The 19,969-nt window shown below is 51.4% G+C and carries 21 protein-coding genes; 4 read left to right on the top strand and 17 right to left on the bottom strand.

Going from position 1 to position 19,969, the window contains the following annotated elements:
• Positions 1–140 precede the first annotated feature (140 nt).
• The 12 genes from McpAg1_RS02220 to ilvB form a co-directional block, all read right to left on the bottom strand.
• A complete protein-coding gene (locus tag McpAg1_RS02220; protein ID WP_338093658.1) occupies positions 141–674 on the bottom strand; it encodes a hypothetical protein in 534 nt (177 codons plus the stop codon).
• A gap of 83 nt (positions 675–757) precedes the next feature.
• A complete protein-coding gene (ade, locus tag McpAg1_RS02215; RefSeq protein ID WP_338093657.1) occupies positions 758–2,365 on the bottom strand; it encodes an adenine deaminase in 1,608 nt (535 codons plus the stop codon).
• Positions 2,362–2,739: a hypothetical protein gene (locus tag McpAg1_RS02210; protein WP_338093656.1), complete on the bottom strand. Its 378-nt coding sequence runs from the start codon at positions 2,737–2,739 to the stop codon at positions 2,362–2,364. Before McpAg1_RS02210 ends, ade begins: the two co-directional genes overlap by 4 nt.
• 23 nt (positions 2,740–2,762) lie before the next feature.
• Complete coding sequence (locus tag McpAg1_RS02205; RefSeq protein ID WP_338093655.1) at positions 2,763–2,942, bottom strand: hypothetical protein; 180 nt, start codon at positions 2,940–2,942, stop codon at positions 2,763–2,765.
• A 22-nt stretch (positions 2,943–2,964) separates the two neighbouring features.
• Entirely contained in the window at positions 2,965–3,225 is a 261-nt protein-coding gene (locus tag McpAg1_RS02200) for a DUF7123 family protein (RefSeq protein WP_338093654.1), read from the bottom strand.
• A 164-nt stretch (positions 3,226–3,389) separates the two neighbouring features.
• Positions 3,390–3,644, bottom strand: coding sequence for a DUF7123 family protein (locus McpAg1_RS02195; RefSeq protein ID WP_338093653.1), 255 nt, complete (start codon positions 3,642–3,644; stop codon positions 3,390–3,392).
• 137 nt (positions 3,645–3,781) lie between these two features.
• A complete protein-coding gene (locus McpAg1_RS02190; RefSeq protein WP_338093652.1) occupies positions 3,782–5,620 on the bottom strand; it encodes a DHH family phosphoesterase in 1,839 nt (612 codons plus the stop codon).
• Between the two features lie 7 nt (positions 5,621–5,627).
• Positions 5,628–6,842 (bottom strand): potassium channel family protein, encoded by a 1,215-nt coding sequence (locus tag McpAg1_RS02185; RefSeq protein ID WP_338093651.1) that lies wholly within the window; start codon positions 6,840–6,842, stop codon positions 5,628–5,630.
• A gap of 651 nt (positions 6,843–7,493) precedes the next feature.
• Entirely contained in the window at positions 7,494–9,182 is a 1,689-nt protein-coding gene (gene ilvD, locus McpAg1_RS02180; RefSeq protein WP_338093650.1) for a dihydroxy-acid dehydratase, read from the bottom strand.
• Positions 9,164–10,159, bottom strand: coding sequence for a ketol-acid reductoisomerase (gene ilvC, locus McpAg1_RS02175; RefSeq protein ID WP_338093649.1), 996 nt, complete (start codon positions 10,157–10,159; stop codon positions 9,164–9,166). The genes ilvD and ilvC overlap by 19 nt, the downstream gene beginning before the upstream one ends.
• A 10-nt stretch (positions 10,160–10,169) precedes the next feature.
• Positions 10,170–10,658 carry an acetolactate synthase small subunit gene (gene ilvN, locus McpAg1_RS02170; RefSeq protein WP_338093648.1) on the bottom strand — a complete coding sequence of 163 codons (489 nt, stop codon included), beginning with the start codon at positions 10,656–10,658 and terminating at the stop codon, positions 10,170–10,172.
• Between the two features lie 6 nt (positions 10,659–10,664).
• Positions 10,665–12,326, bottom strand: a complete 1,662-nt coding sequence (gene ilvB / locus McpAg1_RS02165) for a biosynthetic-type acetolactate synthase large subunit (RefSeq protein WP_338093647.1) — start codon at positions 12,324–12,326, stop codon at positions 10,665–10,667.
• 392 nt (positions 12,327–12,718) lie between these two features.
• On the opposite strand from ilvB, the gene McpAg1_RS02160 reads away from it, so the two are divergent.
• A complete protein-coding gene (locus McpAg1_RS02160; protein ID WP_338093646.1) occupies positions 12,719–13,234 on the top strand; it encodes a multiprotein bridging factor aMBF1 in 516 nt (171 codons plus the stop codon).
• Positions 13,235–13,248: 14 nt separating this feature from the next.
• Complete coding sequence (gene tpiA, locus McpAg1_RS02155; RefSeq protein ID WP_338093645.1) at positions 13,249–13,914, top strand: triose-phosphate isomerase; 666 nt, start codon at positions 13,249–13,251, stop codon at positions 13,912–13,914.
• 252 nt (positions 13,915–14,166) lie between these two features.
• Here the strand turns inward: tpiA and McpAg1_RS02150 are convergent, their stop codons facing one another.
• Positions 14,167–14,736 carry a flavodoxin family protein gene (locus McpAg1_RS02150; protein ID WP_338093644.1) on the bottom strand — a complete coding sequence of 190 codons (570 nt, stop codon included), beginning with the start codon at positions 14,734–14,736 and terminating at the stop codon, positions 14,167–14,169.
• A gap of 403 nt (positions 14,737–15,139) precedes the next feature.
• Here McpAg1_RS02150 and McpAg1_RS02145 point away from each other — a divergent pair, with 403 nt between their 5' ends.
• Both McpAg1_RS02145 and McpAg1_RS02140 read left to right on the top strand, forming a co-directional pair.
• Entirely contained in the window at positions 15,140–15,862 is a 723-nt protein-coding gene (locus tag McpAg1_RS02145) for a sugar phosphate isomerase/epimerase family protein (RefSeq protein ID WP_338093643.1), read from the top strand.
• Positions 15,863–15,866: 4 nt separating this feature from the next.
• Positions 15,867–16,616 carry a hypothetical protein gene (locus McpAg1_RS02140; RefSeq protein ID WP_338093642.1) on the top strand — a complete coding sequence of 250 codons (750 nt, stop codon included), beginning with the start codon at positions 15,867–15,869 and terminating at the stop codon, positions 16,614–16,616.
• Between the two features lie 81 nt (positions 16,617–16,697).
• Here the strand turns inward: McpAg1_RS02140 and McpAg1_RS02135 are convergent, their stop codons facing one another.
• The 4 genes from McpAg1_RS02135 to McpAg1_RS02120 form a co-directional block, all read right to left on the bottom strand.
• Positions 16,698–17,051: a type II secretion system protein E gene (locus McpAg1_RS02135; RefSeq protein ID WP_338093641.1), complete on the bottom strand. Its 354-nt coding sequence runs from the start codon at positions 17,049–17,051 to the stop codon at positions 16,698–16,700.
• A 36-nt stretch (positions 17,052–17,087) separates the two neighbouring features.
• Entirely contained in the window at positions 17,088–18,530 is a 1,443-nt protein-coding gene (locus McpAg1_RS02130; protein WP_338093640.1) for a cobyric acid synthase, read from the bottom strand.
• Positions 18,531–18,674: 144 nt separating this feature from the next.
• A complete protein-coding gene (locus tag McpAg1_RS02125) occupies positions 18,675–19,280 on the bottom strand; it encodes a PH domain-containing protein (protein WP_338093639.1) in 606 nt (201 codons plus the stop codon).
• A gap of 121 nt (positions 19,281–19,401) precedes the next feature.
• Positions 19,402–19,851: a hypothetical protein gene (locus tag McpAg1_RS02120; RefSeq protein ID WP_338093638.1), complete on the bottom strand. Its 450-nt coding sequence runs from the start codon at positions 19,849–19,851 to the stop codon at positions 19,402–19,404.
• Positions 19,852–19,969 lie beyond the last annotated feature (118 nt).

The following is a 19,969-nucleotide window of genomic DNA, read 5'->3' as shown; positions in this document are numbered from 1 at the left end:
TAATTAAATTATTTCGCGGTATCACAGCTCCTGCGAAGCAGTGAGTACGACGGGACGGCATGTGGAAAGCACGCATTCCGTGGGAGACCAGAAATTAATAAACAACAACACGTCACAAACAAGGCAAACAAAAAAAAGTATTAGTAATACCCAAACCCGCGCTGGATTGTGCGGGTATCATTGAAGGTCTTGGTGAAGGATGAATGGAACTCGATTTGAGGAACCGTCACCCCAAACTCATGCTCAGGATACCAGTAAGTCTTATCGCCGTAACTCATACCAACGTTCGTAACAGATATCTTTGCCATATCATTATCCACATACAGGAACGTAATCTCCTGACTCTGTCCGCTGCCTGACGGCGGCGGGTTCAGAACTTTAAGCAGCCGGTTTTTGAGATCCTGCTTACCGAACAAAAACACCAGAAACGCAATCCATGGATCAATCGAGTAGTTGATCGTGTAGACCGCATCAACTCCCTTGCTTAAATCCACATCAACCGAGTCCACCGTAATGTATCCATAGTGATTCGTGAGAGCGGCATTCTGAAGCAGGATAAGTTTTGGCCCCGCATCCGCCGTATCATTCTCAATCGCAGCTGCAGCGCCTGCAAACAACGGCAAAACCAAAAATGCCGCAACCAAACACATGGCAACAGTACGCTGTAGCTTCATGATAATTCTTTATTGCACTCTTTATCAATATCTTTTCCTATGCAAATGGTATTGTCATGAAGTCCTGCCTTGCACAATAACAGTCACAGGAAGAGAGGGACATCCACAAAAGCATCAACATCGAACAGACCACGCGGCGTAATCTTCAGATGAGGAGTCACCGTCAGCGACAGAAACGACAGATGCACAAAAGCACGAGGGAACGTACCCGTGCGATTCAGATGCGAAGTCAGCGCATCAAACCTCTCAAGAAGAACCTCAACCGGCTCGTCTGTCATCAGTCCCGCAATCGGAAGAGGGAGAACAGTCGCCTCATCCCCGATCACAACAGCCATCCCGCCGCCGGCATCCGCAACCGCATGAACAGCTGCAAGAATCTCTGCATCAGTTGCACCGACAGCAATAATATTGTGGGCATCATGCGAGATGGACGCAGCAATTGCTCCCGCATGAATCTCAAATCCCTTCACCAGCCCAACAGAAAAACCGCGGCCTGCATACCGGTCAACACAGACGACCTTTTGAACACCATCCATCCCTACCGGCGCATGAATATTCTGCGTCACAATCTCTCCAAGAATCAGACCGATAACCCGAGCAATCCCCGAAACCGGCAGAGTGAGATCAGCGGCTGTCGGGAACCGGCAGTCAAACTTCGGCGAAACAAACGCTGCCGATGCGGATGGTGTAGAAATTTCTGATGCTAAAACACCGCACTTGTAAACCTGAACAACTCTGAACTCAGGTGAATCAGCAAGGACACAGAAATCAGCGAGACGTCCGGGCGCTATCAGACCGCGATCATGAAGCCCGAAACACTCTGCCGCAGAAAGGGTCGCCATACGAAGCGCCAGCTCAAGCGGCATACCGGACGCCACCGCAACGCGAATACAGTGATCGATCGAACCCTCGCGGACAAGAGAGTCAACATGACGGTCGTCGGTACAGAAACAGCAGCGGGACACCGTAAACGGCGTTACGACAGACGACAGCACCGCAACATCCTTTGCCGCATCACCCTCACGCAGGAAAATGTACATGCCGTGCCTGAGTTTCTCCCGCGCCTCCTCGGCAGCGGTACACTCATGATCGGTTTTGATGCCGTGCGAGATGTACTTACACAGATCCTCGCCGGTCACGCCCGGAGCATGACCGTCAACATGGTCGAAGAGTTCAAGCTTTGCAAGAACCTCGGGATCGTCATGAATAACACCGGGGAAATTCATCATCTCCCCAAGCCCGAGAACGCGGGGATTGCCCACATACTTTTTCAGGTCATCAGCGGTTACCACCGCTCCGCCAATATCAGCAGGAGTTGCCGGAACACAGGAGGGCACCATGAAAAAAATATCATTCGGCGCGTCATCTGCGTCACGGATCATAAAATCAATGCCGGCACAACCGCAGGCGTTTGCGATCTCATGCGGGTCGGCAACAGCGGTCGTTACTCCGTGGGACAAAACCGCACGCCCAAACTCACGGGGAACAAGCAGCGTGCTCTCGATATGTACATGCGCATCAATGAGTCCGGGAATTACCCGCGCACCTTTTAGATCGGTAACCACATCGCCGGCAAGCTGATTGCGTGCGCCAACTGAGATCACGACACCGTTCTCAACGGAAAAAGAAACTGACTGCCACTCTCCTGTGGAAGGTTTGAACAGGAGAGCGTTGTCAAAGATATGGATCATACTACCTCAAAATTTTTGATAAATGCCGCAAGCCGTGCGGATCCTTCATCTCGTTCCCTGACATAGAGCCGGACCGAGTAGGAACCGGGGGCAAGGTCGATGGGAAACTCACATACTTCGCGACCTTTGGAGAAGGTTTCTGCAAGTGACAGAACATCACCGATCTGTTCGGAAGAGAGCAGATCATCTACCCGAAATATTACACACTGAACCCAGACATCCTTTGGTTCGCCGTTGTACTGAAACGCTGCTACCAGATGTCCATTCTGATACACAGGATCCTCAGCGTCCACCAAAGCTCCCCCTGCCGTGATAATGATGACTACAAGGAAGCACACTATTATACCTGTCAGAATCAGTACGAGCTGTTTCATAACTCTTGGATCCGATACAAAAATTATTCGTCGGCGCGTTCGATGACGACCCGTATTATATCGCCGGTTTTCAGACCATGACCTTTGGGGACGTCGATGTTGAACCAGAGTTTTCCCTGCTGTGACATCAGGCAGTCCTTTGATCCTTCAATATCTGCAACGAACTCTATGGTTTCGACAATCTCAGCAATCTTTTTTCCCATAGATAAAAATGAGAAGAGAAACTTAATTAAGGTATTGCCTCGCCTTGACCATCCATGTGGTGCTGGTGGAGTAGCCCCACTGAACAATTTCCAGTTCCATGCACTTCTCTGCAAGAAGGGCAAGGTTCGTGCCTACCGCACGTGATGAGATGCCAAGCTCTTTGGCGATATATTTTGCTTTGAAAAATCTGGTGCCTGAGGATACACCGGCTTTCAGATAGTTGATAATCCGCTGCTGTGTGGAGTTGTATTCTGTTGTCTGTAGCTCCAAGTCACTTACCATAAGTAAGTCTTTGGTTTGAATACATATAAATCCTTCTTGTTGATTGGGAAATCATGATGAGGCAGGCATCCCCAGAAATTGGGCTATGAAGAAATACCGCAGAAATTTCGGCAGTTGCGAGACGTTACTTTGCGTAAGGATCAAAAAAGAAAGTGGGGAAGTATTTAGACTATTATTTTGTTCGTTACCATCCAGGTGGTGCTATTTGAGTAGCTCCAGCGCTGAATATCCAGTTCATCACAGATCTCGGAAAGGATGGCAAGATTGGTTCCGACCTCCTTGGAGGAGAGTCCAAGGTCTTTGGCAATGTACTTTGCCTTGAAGAAACGGCTTCCTTTTGCCACGCCGGCCATCAGATATCCAAGGATCCGAGACTGGGTGTCGTTATATCTTTCACGAATTGTTTTAGGTTCGGTCATAGTGACTTACCTCATGTAAGTATAGGATGTTTTACATAATAAAGGTAGTGCTTGGTACACAAATTTTTCTCTGGAAAATCGCCATACGAAGGTAGTTACGAAAAAAATTGCAGTTATTGTCTCTGAACTCTTCAGAGTTAATCTACTGGGAACTCAGAGATCTTTTCAATCATTTTGGCAATGACTTCAGACCGCATGCCTTCGACAAACTTGATGCTGCCGACGACAAGATGGCCTCCGCCGGAGATGCCTGCGCCCGGCATCTCGTCACGCATGGACCGAACCATCTGAGGGATGTTCATTTTCACGCCGCGGGAACGGATGACCGCAAAGTCCGGGCCAAGACCAAGGGTTACGACCGGCTGGTTCACATAGCGTTTGCAGAGGATATCATGCACTTCGCCGGAGGATTTGCCCGGCGGCGGGAACGTGAACCGGTGGGCAAACATCTCAACATCAGCAAGGAACAGATTTGCACCGGATGAGAGTTTCTGATCCTTGACATGCGGCATCATAGTGCTCATCTGATCCTCGATCGCTGCGTTTGCTTCGGTGACGAGGAGAGTCACGAGACGGTTGTGGCGTTCGGGAGCGTTGTTAAGATTCAGAATGTCTTTGACGATCTCGCGTCCGTCGTTAAATCTGAGCCAGTACTGCTCATAGTCTAACGCAAGAGCCATGTCTTTGCATTCGTCGCGGGTGTATTTTCCTTCAATTAAAGCAAGGTATGACCCGAGTTCAGGAGCCTCGCTGCGGTCGGCAACGCCTGCAACGCCCGGCAGGTGGAGAATTTTCTGTTCAACAGCCGGATTGATCAGGCGGGCAATCTCGGTTCCGAGCATTCCAGCGGTCACCCCAAAGTCGCCGCCGACATGGTACGGGTTGACGTGGGCAAGCAGATACTTGTCGATGGTGTCGTCAGGGTGGTGGTGGTCGGCAACGATGACGTCAAGCTGATAGACCTCGGTCATCTTGTAGGAGGGCATGTCCTCTTCGGTTGAGCCGTTGTCCATCAGCAGGATCAGCGGGAGTTTCTGACCGAATCTGACGTTGTCCTTCAGCATCATGTCAAGGTCGCGGGTGACGTCCTCAATCTCATAGAACGGTGCTTTGGACGGTGAGCGGCGGAAGAGGAAATTGTCCTGATCCGGGTCGCCTCCGTTGTCGCGGATGAACTGGAGGACTGCGGTTTCAACGGAAACTGCGGCACAGATACCGTCAGCGTCTGCGTGGTGACGGAGAATGATCGGCTGCTGGGTGAGGACCGCGCGGCGGATAATTTTTGCGAGTTTGCGCATCTCAGGCCACAGGGCTTTGAGAACGTCACTGTCAATGAGCGGCGCAACTTCTTCGGGAGGTTCAGCGCGTGCTTCAAGAGCTTTGTTGATGCGGGATCTGACCGAGTCTGCTTCAGCTCCTTTGAGGACATGCATGTCGGAGACTTCGATCTGCATCTGGTTGTTTCTGCGGGTTGCCTCGCCGAAGATTCGGACGATGTCGCCGAGGTTTACTTCTGGGTAGGAGCGAACACCTGCTTCAGTGAAGGCTGCGGCGTCTTCAACGCCTGAGTCATCACAGACGGTGAAGATGGTGGGACCAGACGTCTGTTTGATCTGCACAACGTCTGCTTCGATGGTGACGTTTCTGCCAACCTTGTTTTTGAGGTCGGAGAGACGGGAGAGGGTGATCTTTTTGGTGACCAGCTGCGTGTCATAGCTCCCTTCAGGGATGTCAACCTCGCGAAGGTCAATGTTGCCGTTCGGGCGGATCTGATTTACCTGTACGAGGATCTGATCCCGTTCTTTTTTGTCGCTTTTGATGTTGCTTTTATGCAGCAGTCCTTTGACGCGGTCGTTTAAGAGAACAAACGTGCCAAACGTTGCGAATCCCTGAACTTTTCCCAGATATATTTGGCCTTCTACGATATCATCCACTTCACAACCCGGGCCAAGCCGGTATACCATGTTATTATCCATTTTTTGGTTACTCCGAATCTTCAAAGTCTTCTATTTCGTCGGTGTCTGCTCCGCAGAGACCGTACAGTTTTTCTTCTCCGTCACGTCTGCCCCGGGCAACGAGTAGGTCGCCTGCATACAGGCATACATTGCGTCCCGGACGGTACGTCCAGTGGTTGCCGTGTTTGACGGCAAAGATCACCATGCCGGTAACGGTTCCGACATGGGATTCAGCGAGGGATTTTTTGTCAAGAGGGGACCCCTCATGAACAGATACCCATGAGATTATTTCGTCCGATTCACGGACGATTCTCTTGATGATTGGCGGGACGTCAATCTCACGGAGAATGACGTCGGCGATGGAACCTGCAGCGTCGGAGATGGATTCGGCAAACGAGGACATGTAGAGCATGCCGCGAAGGCTTGCAACATCGTCGGTACGTTTTGCTGCTTCGAGGGTCCAGAGGTCCAGTTTAAGCCGCATTTCATCAAGCTCTTCTTCGAGTGCCATGACTTCGTTGGCGAGGTCCATGTTTTCGTGAAGAAGGGCGGTATAGGCAAGTCCGACAGAGAGTTCGCTGATGTTTTTCATCTCGATCATGAGGGCCGCAGCCCGGTCGAGATCGCTGATCGCGGCTGAGTCGCAGCATTCGTCGTCAGGGACAGGCTGACCGGCCAGTTCGCAGAGAGCTGGGAAGCCATAGTCCGGTCCGCGGCCGACGAGGACGTCGCCGGCACGAAGTACGGCATGTTTGTCAGGGTCATAGAATCTCTGACGCATGCGCCGGATCATGATGATCCGGATGCCGGTTACGGACTGGAGTTTGATGTCTCCGAGCCGTGCGCCGTCAAGGTCGCTTGCGGCACCAACGACGACACGGTGGGTGGCTTCTTCTGCTTCCGGCAGGGCTTTTCTAAGGTTTGCCGGAAAAGAAACGTTGCGCATGATGCTCTTAGCAATGTCCGCGGCCTGGTTTGAGATCCGCTGAGAGGCTTCTGCGAGCTGCAGAAGACCGCTCATTGGTTCGGTCTCTTCCAGGCGGCGTACGCTCATCATGCTGGTGATACGCGCCTGATAGACGAGGTCGTTCATCCGTTCTTCGAGTTCGATGACTTCGTCTGCAATGGCGTTGCTTTCAAACAGCACCGCTGAGTAAGCCAGATCAACCATCAGTTCCGAGATGTCCTTCATTTCGACTAAGACATCTTTGAGGTTGATGGGTTGATAGTCGCGATCCATCATGCCTTACTAGTATAATGAGGTTTTCTGACTACTTAAGTCATGGTTTTGAACGGGGTCATTTTTCTTTCAGTGTCGTCCGTGGCATTATCGCTGAGTCGCCCACGATTCACATGCCTCCGGCCTGCTTACCGCTTCGCAGTTTCGCGGGAACACACGGAAAAAATATCACGGAATTTAAAAATAATTAGGAATTATCGCGGCAGTGAGCCTCAACGTATTAGATTTTATTTCTCCTTGGTTTCGTTTGAGTAATATCGGTGGTCATGAATCATGAATCATGAATTGATCACACCATATCAAAAAATCAGATTGACCGCCCGCGTCCCTCCTCTCGCACGAGAAGTGACGCTCTCCCGCTGTCTTGTTGTTTATTTATGGAACTAATATAATATAAACCTGCACAATTTCCTGATTCAGAAAAGAAAAAAAGAAAAAAATACCGGTCTCACTCATCCTCTGGAGCAGTGATCAACTCATGATTCATGATTCATGATCATGATTCATGATTCATGATCATTGACTCACGCACAACTCAGTGAAAAACATAGACGAAATCAGAAAACAACTCATTTCCGTGAAATTCCCGTGGGCGGCTCTGCAATAACACCGCGGATCACAAACCACAGGATCAACAATCGATGAAAAAAAAGATTATTTCATCACCGCACCGACATTGGCACCGTCCACGCCCCGGGCGTACCGTGCCAGCCAGCCGCTGGTGATCGTAGGTTTTGGCATTACCTGAGCCTGACGACGCTTCGCAAACTCCTCATCGCTCACAAGAACATTGATCTTACCGGAGGGGATATCGATCAGAATCGTATCTCCTTCCGCAACAAGACCAATCTCTCCGCCTGCCGCAGCCTCAGGGCACACATGACCGATCGAAGCTCCGCGGCTTGCACCGCTGAACCGACCGTCCGTAATCAGCGCAACAGACCGGTCAAGACCCATACCCGCAAGAGCAGACGTCGGATTCAGCATTTCCCGCATACCGGGTCCGCCTTTCGGACCCTCGTACCGGATAACAACCACATCGCCAGACACAATCGTACCAGCATAAATCGCAGCAATCGCTGAGTCCTCTGAATCAAACACCCGTGCAGGACCGCTGTGAACAAGCATCTCATCAGCAACAGCACTGCGCTTCACCACGCAGCCTTCCTTTGCAATGTTGCCCCAGAGAACCGCAATACCGCCTGTACTGCTGTACGGATTTTCGATCGGCCGGATAACGTTTGGATTCCTGTTTGTGACTCCGGCAATATTCTCGCCAAGCGTCTTGCCGGTCGCAGTCATAACCGACGTATCGATAAACCCGCCTCTCGCAAGCTCAGCCATCACCGCAGGAATACCGCCCGCAGCATCCAGATCCTGAATATGCGTCGGTCCTGCCGGAGCCAAATGACAGAGATTCGGCGTTACCGCACTCACGGAACTGATAACCGAAAGGTCCAGCGAAACATTCGCCTCATGAGCAATTGCCAAGAGGTGCAGCACACTGTTCGTACTGCATCCAAGCGCCATATCACTCGCAAGAGCATTCTTGAACGCCGCAGGAGTCAGGATTTTTCGTGCCGTGATATTTTTCTCCACAAGCTCCATGACCCGCATACCCGCATGCTTTGCCAGCTGAACTCGTGCAGCCATCACCGCAGGAATCGTACCATTGCCGGGGAGAGCAATACCGATCGCCTCAGCAAGACAGTTCATACTGTTCGCCGTGTACATCCCTGCACACGACCCGCAGCCCGGACATGCATTGTGCTCAATCCGGTTCAGATCAGCGTCCGTGATAGCATTCACTTTGCGTGCGCCGACCGCCTCGAAAAGTTTCGACAGACTGATCTCATCCCCGCCTTCAACACCCGCAAGCATCGGACCGCCGCTGCACATCACCGCAGGAATGTCAAGACGTGCCGCAGCCATAATCATGCCCGGCACAATCTTGTCGCAGTTGGGAACAAGCACAAGACCATCAAAGCAGTGCGCCATCGTCATCGTCTCAACACTGTCAGCAATCAGTTCGCGGCTTGCAAGCGAGTACTTCATGCCGGAGTGTCCCATCGCAATACCATCGCAGACGCCGATTGACGGAATCAGAACAGGTGTTCCGCCTGCCATGCGGACACCGGCCTTCACCGCTTCAGCAATTTTGTCCAGATGAATGTGACCCGGCACAATCTCGCTGTACGCAGAGACCACACCGATCAGCGGACGGGACAGTTCCTCCTCCGTATATCCCATTGCGTAAAACAATGAGCGGTTCGGTGCCCGCTCAACACCGCGGGTCACCGTATGGCTTCGAAGCTCCATCGCACTCACTTCTTTAACCAGCACATCATTTTTCTGAGTTTTGCGCCGACCTTTTCCACCTGATGCTCAGACTCGAGCTGGCGGGTTGCAAGGAACTTTGCACGGCGGCCTGCACGGTTCTCCGTGACCCACTCGCTGGCAAACGTTCCGTCCTGAATCTCGCGGAGGACTTTTTCCATCTCCTTTCTGGTCTCGTCAGTAATGATGCGGCGTCCGGTCCGGTAGTCGCCGTACTCGGCGGTGTCGGAGATTGAGTAGCGCATGAACGAAAATCCGCCTGAGTTGATCAGATCCACGATCAGTTTCATCTCGTGAACGCACTCAAAGTATGCCATCTCAGGTGCGTAGCCTGCCTTAACGAGCGTGTCAAAACCTGCCTTCATCAGTTCGGTTACACCGCCGCAGAGAACAGCCTGCTCACCGAACAGATCGGTCTCGGTCTCTTCACGGAAACTGGTCTCAATGATGCCGGCTCTGCCTGCACCAATTCCGCAGGCATACGCAAGAGCGTACTCGCGGGCTTTGCCGGATGCATCCTGATGGATAGCAATTAAGGATGGCACACCGCGTCCTTCGGTGTACTGGCTGCGGACGGTGTGTCCCGGTCCTTTGGGGGCGACCATGATCACGTCAACGTTTGTTGGCGGTGCGATCTGTTTGAAGTGGATGTTGAATCCGTGTGCGAACATCAGCACATTGCCTTCGGTTAAGTTCGGGGCAATCTGGGAGGTGTAGATGTCGGCCTGCTGCTCGTCAGGGACGAGCATCATGATGAGATCAGCAGCCTTTGCAGCGTCTGCGACCTCCATTACCTTGAGGCCTGCTGCCTCTGCTTTTGCTCTGGATGCTGAGTCTTTTCTCAGACCTACCACCACGTTTACGCCGCTGTCTTTGAGGTTCTGAGCGTGTGCGTGTCCCTGGCTGCCGTAGCCGATGACAGCCACGGTCTTTTTGTCGAGGAGTCCTAAGTTGCAGTCTGTGTCATAGTACATTGTTACCATAATATTCACCTTATTTTTTAATTCCGCGTTCGAGGGCGGTAATGCCCGTGCGGCACATCTCAATGATGTCGTATTCGCCAATCACTCCAAGAAATGCGTCGATTTTACTCGGCGCGCCGGTCAGTTCCACAATCATGCTGTCGACCGACAGGTCGACAATGGTGGCTCCGTAGATATCGGCAACCTCACGGATCGCACTGCGTTTTGATTCGTTTGCTGATAGTTTCACGAGCAGCAGTTCCCGTAGAAGGGAACGGCAGTCGTTGAGTGCAAAGATGTCACGAGTCTCTTCGAGTTTGCGGGTCTGGCTGATGATCTGGTTGATAACCGCTTCGTCGCCGGAGACGACGATGGTGATCCGCGAGATATCAGGATCGTTTGTCGCAGATACCGTGAGTGAGTCAATGTTGTAGCCGCGTCTGCCAAAGAGGCTTGCAACGCGGGCCAGAACTCCTGAATGGTTGTCCACGAGAACGGAGAGTACTTCTTTTTTCGTCATCTGCAATCACTTCGTTATCATGTCCCGGACAGTGCCGCCGGCAGGAATCATGGGCAGGACTTTTTCATCTTTGTCAATCAGGCATTCTATCCAGATCGGTTTGTTGTCGGCAAGCGCTTGCGTAAACGCTTTTTCAAACTCGGCAGGGGTTCTGACGCAAACGCCGGAGAGTCCGAAGCCTTCGGCAACTTTGGCGAAGTCAGTCTTACGCTCGGGCGAGGTGCTGGAGTAGCGGCCGCCGTAGAAGACGGTCTGCCACTGCCTGACCATGCCGAGAACGGTGTTATTGACGATCACGGTAATGATCGGCAGGTCATAGCTCACTACCGTACATGCTTCGTTCAGATTCATATGGAAACTGCCGTCGCCGGTGATGTGGACCACACGGCGGTCGGGGTTCGCAATTTTTGCGCCGATTGCAGCACCGTATCCAAATCCCATGGTTCCCAGTCCGCCGCTGGTTAAGAACGAGCGTGGCTGGGTGCGTTCGCAGTACTGAGCGGCCCACATCTGATGCTGGCCGACGTCGGTGGCGATGATGGCGTCTTCTCCTGCGAGTCGTGCGATGGTTGATACGATCTGATGCGGACGAAGAACTTCGCTGCTGTCTTCAGGGACATAGTCCTCGGTCTGCCATTTGGTAATCCGTTCCCGCCACTCGGTGTGTTCTGCTGGTGCAATCATCGGCAGCATGGCTGCGAGGATTGCGCCGACGTCGCCGATGAGGCTTGCGTGGGCGATCACGTTTTTGCTGATTTCGCTTGGGTCGATGTCGATGTGGATGATCTTTGCATGCTTTGCAAACGCAGTTGTGTTGAGGGCGACGCGGTCGCTGAATCGTGTGCCGATCGCAATCACGAGGTCACTTTCGTCAATGGCTTTGTTGGTTGTAAAGCAGCCGTGCATTCCAACCATGCCGAGGTTCAGGGGATCGGAGTCTCCGATGACGCCGGTTCCCATAATTGTGTGGCATGCGGGAATGTTTGCGGTATGAATGAGGTCGGCGAGGACGACTTCAGCGCCGCTGCTGACTACGCCGCCGCCGAAGTAGATGATCGGCCGGGCAGCTTGGTTGATGTCGTTTGCTGCGCGACGGATGTCGTCTGCTGCCGGCAGGGCAGGCTGCGGAATTACCACCGGACCAAGCGGTTCGAACTCGGTTTTGGCTGCGGTGACGTCTTTGGGGATGTCAACGAGAACCGGACCACACCGTCCGGTCTGGGCGATTCTGAATGCATCCCGTAGAACGTCTGCCAACTGTGTTACGTCCCGCACAACGAAGTTGTGTTTGGTTATGGGCATGGTGATTCCGGCGATATATACCTCCTGGAAACTGTCGCGCCCGATGAGACTGGTTCCAACATTGCCGGTTAGTGCAACGAGGGGGACGCTGTCCATGTAGGCGGTAGCAATTCCTGTAACAAGGTTGGTTGCTCCGGGCCCGGATGTTGCAAGTACGACGCCGGTTTTGCCGGTTGAACGTGCGTATCCGTCAGCCGCGTGAGAGGCTCCCTCCTCGTGGGCTGTCATGATGTGACGGATTTTGTCACGGTATTCGTAGAGGGCATCGTAGATGTTGAGAACCGCTCCTCCGGGGTATCCGAAGATGGTGGTGGCTCCCTGTTCGATGAGAACTTCTGCGATGATCTCTGCACCAGTTAGTAACATGTTCTTTTCCACTGTTTAGTTCCGGGTACCGTCCCGGACTAATCTTTCCATTAACGCAAATGGCCTAAGACGTTAATCCTTATAGATATGTGCGTGTGTGTTGAAATAGCTTTGGAAGATGGTAGGGAAACAGGGAAAATATCCAGATAAATCTGTTGAAATAATCGGATAATAGTGGTTCTCTGGTGTGATTTTGAGACGGGTTGTCTCGCTTGGAGTAACCACAGAACTTCTATTGAAATAACCATGGATCACCTGTCTTTGTGAGAGACAGGACGCAAAGTGCACCACCAAATTTTTTTGGTTTTTTTGGTTTTTTTCCTCTCTGAAATGTATCGGTATCCGAATTGTTAATGTGTTAGAAATAAAAAATAGATAACGGCGAATTTATCATGCAAACAGAATACTGTGAGTTATGTGGTGCACCTCTCACCAAGAAGGGCAGACTGGTGCAGATTGAGGGTGCCAAACCAATGAAGGTTTGCGATAAATGTGCCAAGCTTGGCACAGAGGTCCAGGCACCAAAGCCTGCAGGCGCCGGATACGGGAGACCGACGCTGACGAGGAAACCTGCGGCCGCCGGTTCCGCTCCGTCACCCAGTCGCAAACGTGATATGTTTGATTATATTGAAGGGGATGTGGTGGAGGATTTCGCAAAGCGGATCACTGCGGCACGTCAGGACAAGGGGTATTCCCAGAAGGATCTCGCTTTTATTCTGAAAATGCAGGAGGGCGATATCAAGAAGCTTGAGCGCGGAGACCGTGCGCCGACCGAGGCGGAGCGTACCAAGCTTGAGAATGAACTTGGTATCCAGCTTCTTGATTCAGGCAGTGATGCAGACGCGCTTCAGCAGGGCGGTGTTCCTGCAACGACGCTGGGCGATGTGCTGCAGGTTAAGAAGAAATAAGCGGACTGTTTCAAATGGCATCTCCACTTATTCTTATTAATTTTAAGTCGTACCGCGAGGGTGCGGGAAATAATGCCGGTCAGATAGGGACTGCGGCAGAGCTTGTGATGCAGGAGTCGGGAGTGACGATCGGGGTTGCGCCGCAGTTTACGGAGCTTCATCCGTTCTGTAAGCATTATGAGATTCCGGTGTATGCCCAGCATATTGATCCTGTTGAGGGTGCGTTTACGGGACGTGTTCCTGCGTTTACGGTTCGTGCGGCAGGTTGTGTCGGGTCGCTGATTAATCATTCGGAGCGCAGGTTAACGATTGCTGATATTGAGGCAACGGTTGCTGCGGCAAAGTTTCATCATCTGGAGTCGGTGGTCTGCACGAATAATGCGGCGGTGTCGGCGGCAGCGGCAGCGTTTGCGCCGACGTATGTTGCAATCGAGCCTCCGGAGCTGATCGGTTCAGGCATTTCGGTTGCTACGGCAAATCCTGAGATTATTGAGAGCTCGGTTGCAGGGGTGCACCGGGTGAATCCTGAGGTGAAGGTTTTGTGCGGGGCAGGTATTCAGTCAGGCGAGTGCGTGAAAAAGGCGTTGTCTCTTGGAGCGGACGGTGTGCTCCTTGCGTCGAGCGTGGTGAAGGCGAAGGATCCCGAGGCTGTCCTGCGCGATTTAATTTCAAAGATCTAATGTTTGCATGATTTTATTGGGGATTTCCCCTCGAATACTTTTTTTTGGTAATGTTCGTCAGTTATCGTATTTCAGCCCACGGAACACACAGACCACACGGAAATTTCACGGAAAAACATCACGGAGCAGACGTGAACATCACGGAATTCACATTTGAAATAATATTTCTGTGATGTTCACGTCTGCTCCGTGATGTTTTTCCGTGTGTTCCGTTTTTCCGTGGGCTGTCGAACTCAAACAGCAAAAAAAAAATTATTTGCGCATCTGTACAATCAGATACGCTGTGTTCTGCGCAAATTTCCGCATCGTTGCGATGCCTTCTGCGTCGTCAGCAACCGTTCCTGCTGCATGGCCGAATGCAATATTCCAGTAGCTCGAACCCGGAACAATCATATCAGAGATGAAAAACATCATCAGCATCTCCTGTAATGTTGCCGAGTGACCGCCGCGGCGTGCGACAACAACCGGGCCGCCGACTTTTCGAGACAGCCAGTTGCCATTTACCCGGGCAACCATCGCAACGCGCTGCAGGAGATTCATCACATCCCCGCGTGCGGTTCCAAAGTAGACCGGAGCACCGACAATAAAACCGTCAGCTTCGCGAATATCAGGGAGCATCTCGTTTAAACCGTCCTGCAAGGAACATTTGCCAAGCTTTGCACACTGACCGCAAGCGATGCAGGACTGAATCGGATTTCCGCGGAGCGAGAGAATTTTTGCGGTGAGGCCTGCCGCTTCCAGCTCCTCTTTGCATACATTCAGCAAAAACTCCGTGTTGCTGTCTGCACGCGGACTTCCTGAGATTAAAACTACGTCTGCCATTATGAGTACTTGTTGTGTTTTTGGGATTATCAATCCGCCACAATATTACAGAGGGATTTTGCTCCGCATGCATTCAGAGGATTTTCATCCTGAGTCGTAAGTCGCAACTCGTAAACTAACTACCAGGAAAAAGAAGGATCAATAATTTTTCCAACTGCCCCTACTTTTTCCCCTCTGCAATTACTCAGCTGTATTGATGTTTAGTGAGATAAAATAACAACAGGACTGAGTTGTTGTCATATTTCGTTGCGAAATGTGGACATGAGCCCGCTCTTTTTGAAACTGTTATCAGGATACGAGTTGCGAGTGTTGATTTGCGAGTTACGATCACAAACCTTCTCAAACACCGGACAACCGCCAAAGCCATTTTTTTCTCACAGCGCACACTACTACTATAATAGACATGTACTCAATATCCACCCACTGTCTCCATGCAGAGTCCCTTCACTCAGCCCTCGACAAACTTGTCCCCTATACCAAAAACGTCGAGATCATGAGCGACGGCCCGCATCTGTTAACCGATACCAAACTCCTCGAATCCTACAGCTTCAGGTACAGCATTCACGCTCCCTCACGCGGCGTGAACATTGCATCCGTTCTTGAACCCATCCGCCGTGCATCAGTCGAGGTGATCGCCGACACCTTTGCCCTTGCCGCAGAAGTTGACGCACCGGTTGTTGTCCATCCCGGCTACTTTGCCTGGGAGTACGAGTATGAACTTGCCGAACAGCACCTTCGCGCCTCCCTCGCACAGATTCGTGCCGAGTCCATTCAGTACGGCGTGACCTACTTTATTGAAAACATGGGCAACTGGGGCTACTTTTTCCTCAAAGAGCCAAAGGACCTCCCCCTGCTTGACGGTGCCCTCTTCTGCCTTGACGTCGGCCATGCAAATGAGTGCGGCAACCTTGACCGGTTCCTCCCGTCCTCCTTCGCCCACGTGCATCTCCATGACAACGACGGCAAAAGCGACAGCCATGAGTCAGTTGGTAAAGGAACCATTGACTTTGACGCGGTAATGAAACGTGTCGCTGAAAACAATGTCAAGACTCCGGTCATCGAGGTTGAGTCCTTTGACGGAGCACTTGAAACCCTCGACATCCTCACAAAACGTTATGGATCCTAAACACATGGTAAAACTTACCTGGGAACAGCGGCTGATTATTGCGCTTATCTGCATATCCGTCATCGTCTATATAGTAAAACTTCTCGTGTTCGGCGACGACGGCGAGAGCAACACGCTCTCCTACATCTTCAACAGCCTCGGGTTTCTGCCGATCAATATTCTGATTGTAACGATCATCATCAACCGGCTTCTTTCAATGCGGGCAAAACAGCAGCAACAGGAGAAGATGAAGATGGTTATCGGTCTTTTTTTCTCAGAGATGGGAGTGCGGCTGCTCAGACTGATTACTGCGTCAGATTCCAACGCAGAGGAGATCCGAAACATCCTGGCGGTGCACAAGGCATGGACGCCCGGGGACTTTTCCCAGGCAAAGCAGCAGCTTGCCTCCTGCCGGTTTACTGCGTCACCTTCTGCTGCAGATCTTATTGAGATCCGCGGTCTTCTTGAAAAGCATCATGAGTTTCTGCTCAGATTGATTGAAAATCCTGTTCTTCTTGAACACAACAGTATCTCAAAACTTTTACAGGATCTTTTCCACCTTGGTGAGGAGCTTGCAAGCCGCGGAAATATTGCTGATCTTCCAAAGACCGATATTGCACATCTTGCGGGTGATGTGAACCGCGTCTATCCGCAGCTGACCTTTGTCTGGCTCGATCACATGGAGTATCTTGCGGCAAACTATCCGTATCTGTTGTCGCTTTCGATCCGAAAAAGTCCGTTCACGCCTCAATGCGATGTGGTTGTTCGCGAGTGAGTATCAGCTTCAAAATAATTAAAACGCGAATCGCATGCCTGCGGTCTGCTCACCGATTCGCGCTATTCGTGCTATTCGCGTTTATTTCGTGCTGAAGTCCAGCCGGTCCCACCACTTCGTAGCAGGTTTACCGGCGGTTTTCTCCTCTGCTTCCCGCTTCTCCTCAAGATCGATCACATGATGCATGACCCGCACCTCTTTTTTCAGCTCGTCCATACTCCGCAGAAGCAGATCCACATTCTTCTGCATCTTAGCAAACTCCTTGAAGTCACGTTTTGGTGCGGGCGGCATTTCCCCTTTCTGCTCGGCCTGAAAGAGGCCGGCCTCGATCAGCCTGAGTACTGCCTCATTGCGGTCGATCTCCTGTTTTTTTGCAAACAGATCGATTCGTTCCGACAGTTCAGTATCCAGTGTGAATGATAACCTGAGCGCCATCTCTCCTCACATAGTGGTTGGGTGCCGGACACTGATTTAGTTAACCGTTGAGAGCGCAACAATCCGCTCCACATCAAGACAGCCTTCCAGATGCCGTGCAAGGACCGCATACGGATCACCGGCATCTCCGGCAGGAGTGTAAGAAACATTCTTTTTCCCGGCAAGATAGCCGACAAGCGCATCAACCGCTCCGGCATTTGCAAACAGTCCGTGCATGTAGGTGCCGAATATGAGTCCGGTATCATCAACGCATCCCTCATCCGTGAACGCGGGAGTTCCTGCAACACTGCTTTTGCCTGAGTGTATCTCGTAACCTGCGGCAATGTTCATTCGGGAAAGGATTGGCCCCTGCCCTTTTGAGACCCTTTTCACCTGACGGGTGATCTTGTCATAGTGATCAAAGATGGTGTGCACAGGAAGGAGGTTCAGCCCTTCGTAGTCTGCAATGATCTCACCCTCGATCGCGTTGTCGAAGATGGACGTCCCCATCATCTGATATCCGCCGCAGATACCGATCACCGGTTTTCCGGTTTTTGCATAGGCGACTATCTGATCTGCAGCGCCAGATTCTCTGAGCACTGCAAGGTCGCTGACCGTGTTTTTTGTTCCGGGCAGGATGACCGCGTCATATGCGTTGAGCAGTGTTCCCGGCTCAACGTACTCAACTGCTGCTGCTTCTTCAAGTAAGGAGAAGTCGGTGAAGTTTGCAATGTGAGGGTAGCGGATGATGGCGATTCTGATATTTTTTTCAGCAGGTGTTTTGTCTGCAAGTGAGAGTGAGTCCTCTTCCGGGAGTGCGAGTTTTATCCATGGCACGACACCAAGCACCGGTACTCCGGTGAGCTCTTCGAGAATTTTTTTTCCTGATTCAAAGAGCTGGGCATCACCACGGAATTTGTTGACAATGATTCCTTTCACGAGAGGGCGGACATCGTCGGGCAGAAGGGCGATCGTTCCATATATCTGTGCGAATACTCCTCCGCGTTCGATGTCACCGACAAGGATGATTGGTATCTGCAAACGTTTTGCGAGCTGGATGTTGGCGATGTCGCGGTCGTAGAGGTTTACTTCGGCAGCTCCTCCTGCTCCTTCGACGATGATGTTGGTGTACTCGCGTTTCAGCCGGTCGTATGCCTGGACTGCTTCACCAAGCAGGTATTCGGTCTCTGTGTAATAGTCGGTGATTTTGGTGTCCTTCCAGGGTTTTCCAAGGAGCACAACCTGCGAGACTGCATTTCCTTTGGGTTTTAAGAGTACCGGATTCATGTCTGCGACCGGACGGGCGCGGGCTGCGAATGCCTGGGTTGCCTGGGCGATGCCGATCTCTGCTCCTTCTTCGGTGATATAGGAGTTCAGGCTCATGTTCTGCGCCTTGAACGGTGCTACAGGGATGCCCCGGTCGCTGAGTATGCGGCAAATTCCTGCGGTTATTGAGCTTTTACCTGCATGGGAGGAGGTTCCGAGGACCATCAGAGACATGAGATACTCGTTTGCGGTGCGGAAAAATAATTATTTGGTTTGGGTTTGACACAGGTTTGTTTGGGTTACCCCAAACAAAGCCACATAAAAAAATCCCCATAAACGAAAATCGAACTTATGAGAAAAACAGAATTCAAAAAAAAATTATTTCCTCTCTTCGAGGAGTTTACGGATTGCCGCAACTTCAGCAATGAGTGAAGCCATATCGGCGTTGGCCGCTGGTTGTGCCGTCACCACCGGTGCACCACCGGTTGCCGCAGGGCTTGGGGCAGTGCCGCGGACGAAGTCCATGATGAGTGCCCGCAGGGGTTCCGGCTCTTCGATACCTTCAAGCGAGATCTCCGCAGACCCGTTCGTTCCCGAGTATCCGGCAGTCTGGATTTTAAGATTTGAGATCCCGAAAATTCTCATAACCGGGCCCTGGACAATGTCAACATTGGTGATTCTGTTGTAGGGAACAATACCGGTTTTGCGGAACCAGACACCACGCTTCCAGGTCATCTCGGTCTCGTTGAGATGATAGACGACCGACTTGTAGTAGAGAACAACCCATACAAGTCCGAAGATCAGACATGCGATGAGAATTACTGCTGCGGCAATGGCAATGGATGCGCCAAGACCGAATACGTCGCCAATGAACACCCATCCCAAACAGAGAGCCCAGATGAAGGCTATAAGTAAGATCGTGGCGATTGCGAGGTAGGGCTTGTACTTCAGTGAAGGTTTGAAGTCTTCTCCAAGTTGAATCATTATAGGGATACGTCGTAGTGAGATGAGATAAACTTTCTTGAAAGTCTGGTCTTACCAGATTGGTAAAAATGAGTGATGCATAAGACATGCATCAATTTTTTCGCATGAGATTATCACGCAGCTAATACGTAAATCCGGACGGCATGTACATACCCCCCGCTGAAGAGTAGGTGTGCGTCTCACCGGTTTGCTTGTCAACAATCGTGTAGTGAACTACCCCGTTTGCATCAGTGGTCCAGGTCATGGTACTGCCGTCTTCAGTGACCGCAGTTCCTGACTGTTGGTTTCCAACAACACTGGAACCGTCAGTTCCCTGATAGTTGACATCACCGCCCTTACTTCCGGTGACAGTAGAGCCGTCGGTTGTTTTTCCTGAATAGGAACCGTCAGGGTTGACCCATGCTTCATTTCCTTCCTCGTCAACAGCGTAATGGGATCCGTCAACATTCTGGTAGACCGTAGTCCCGTCCTCAGTGTATACCGGAGTCCCCACAGAAGGAGTTCCCACACAACCAGCGGAGGCAACCAGCAGAACAATACACACTATCAAAACAATCAGCAATCGCTTCATACATGAGTATCTTCTTGCTATGGGGTATATAGTAGTTCTTATGAAATATTCAGAGTTCGCATGGCTTTTTCCAAAATATTTCAGCACAATAGTATATCAATATCAAAATTCAACCTCA

The organism is Methanorbis furvi (assembly GCF_032714615.1).
Classification (GTDB): domain Archaea; phylum Halobacteriota; class Methanomicrobia; order Methanomicrobiales; family Methanocorpusculaceae; genus Methanocorpusculum; species Methanocorpusculum furvi.
The sequence above is the reverse complement of the archived record's forward strand: the minus strand, read 5'-3'. Positions and strand labels throughout refer to the sequence as shown.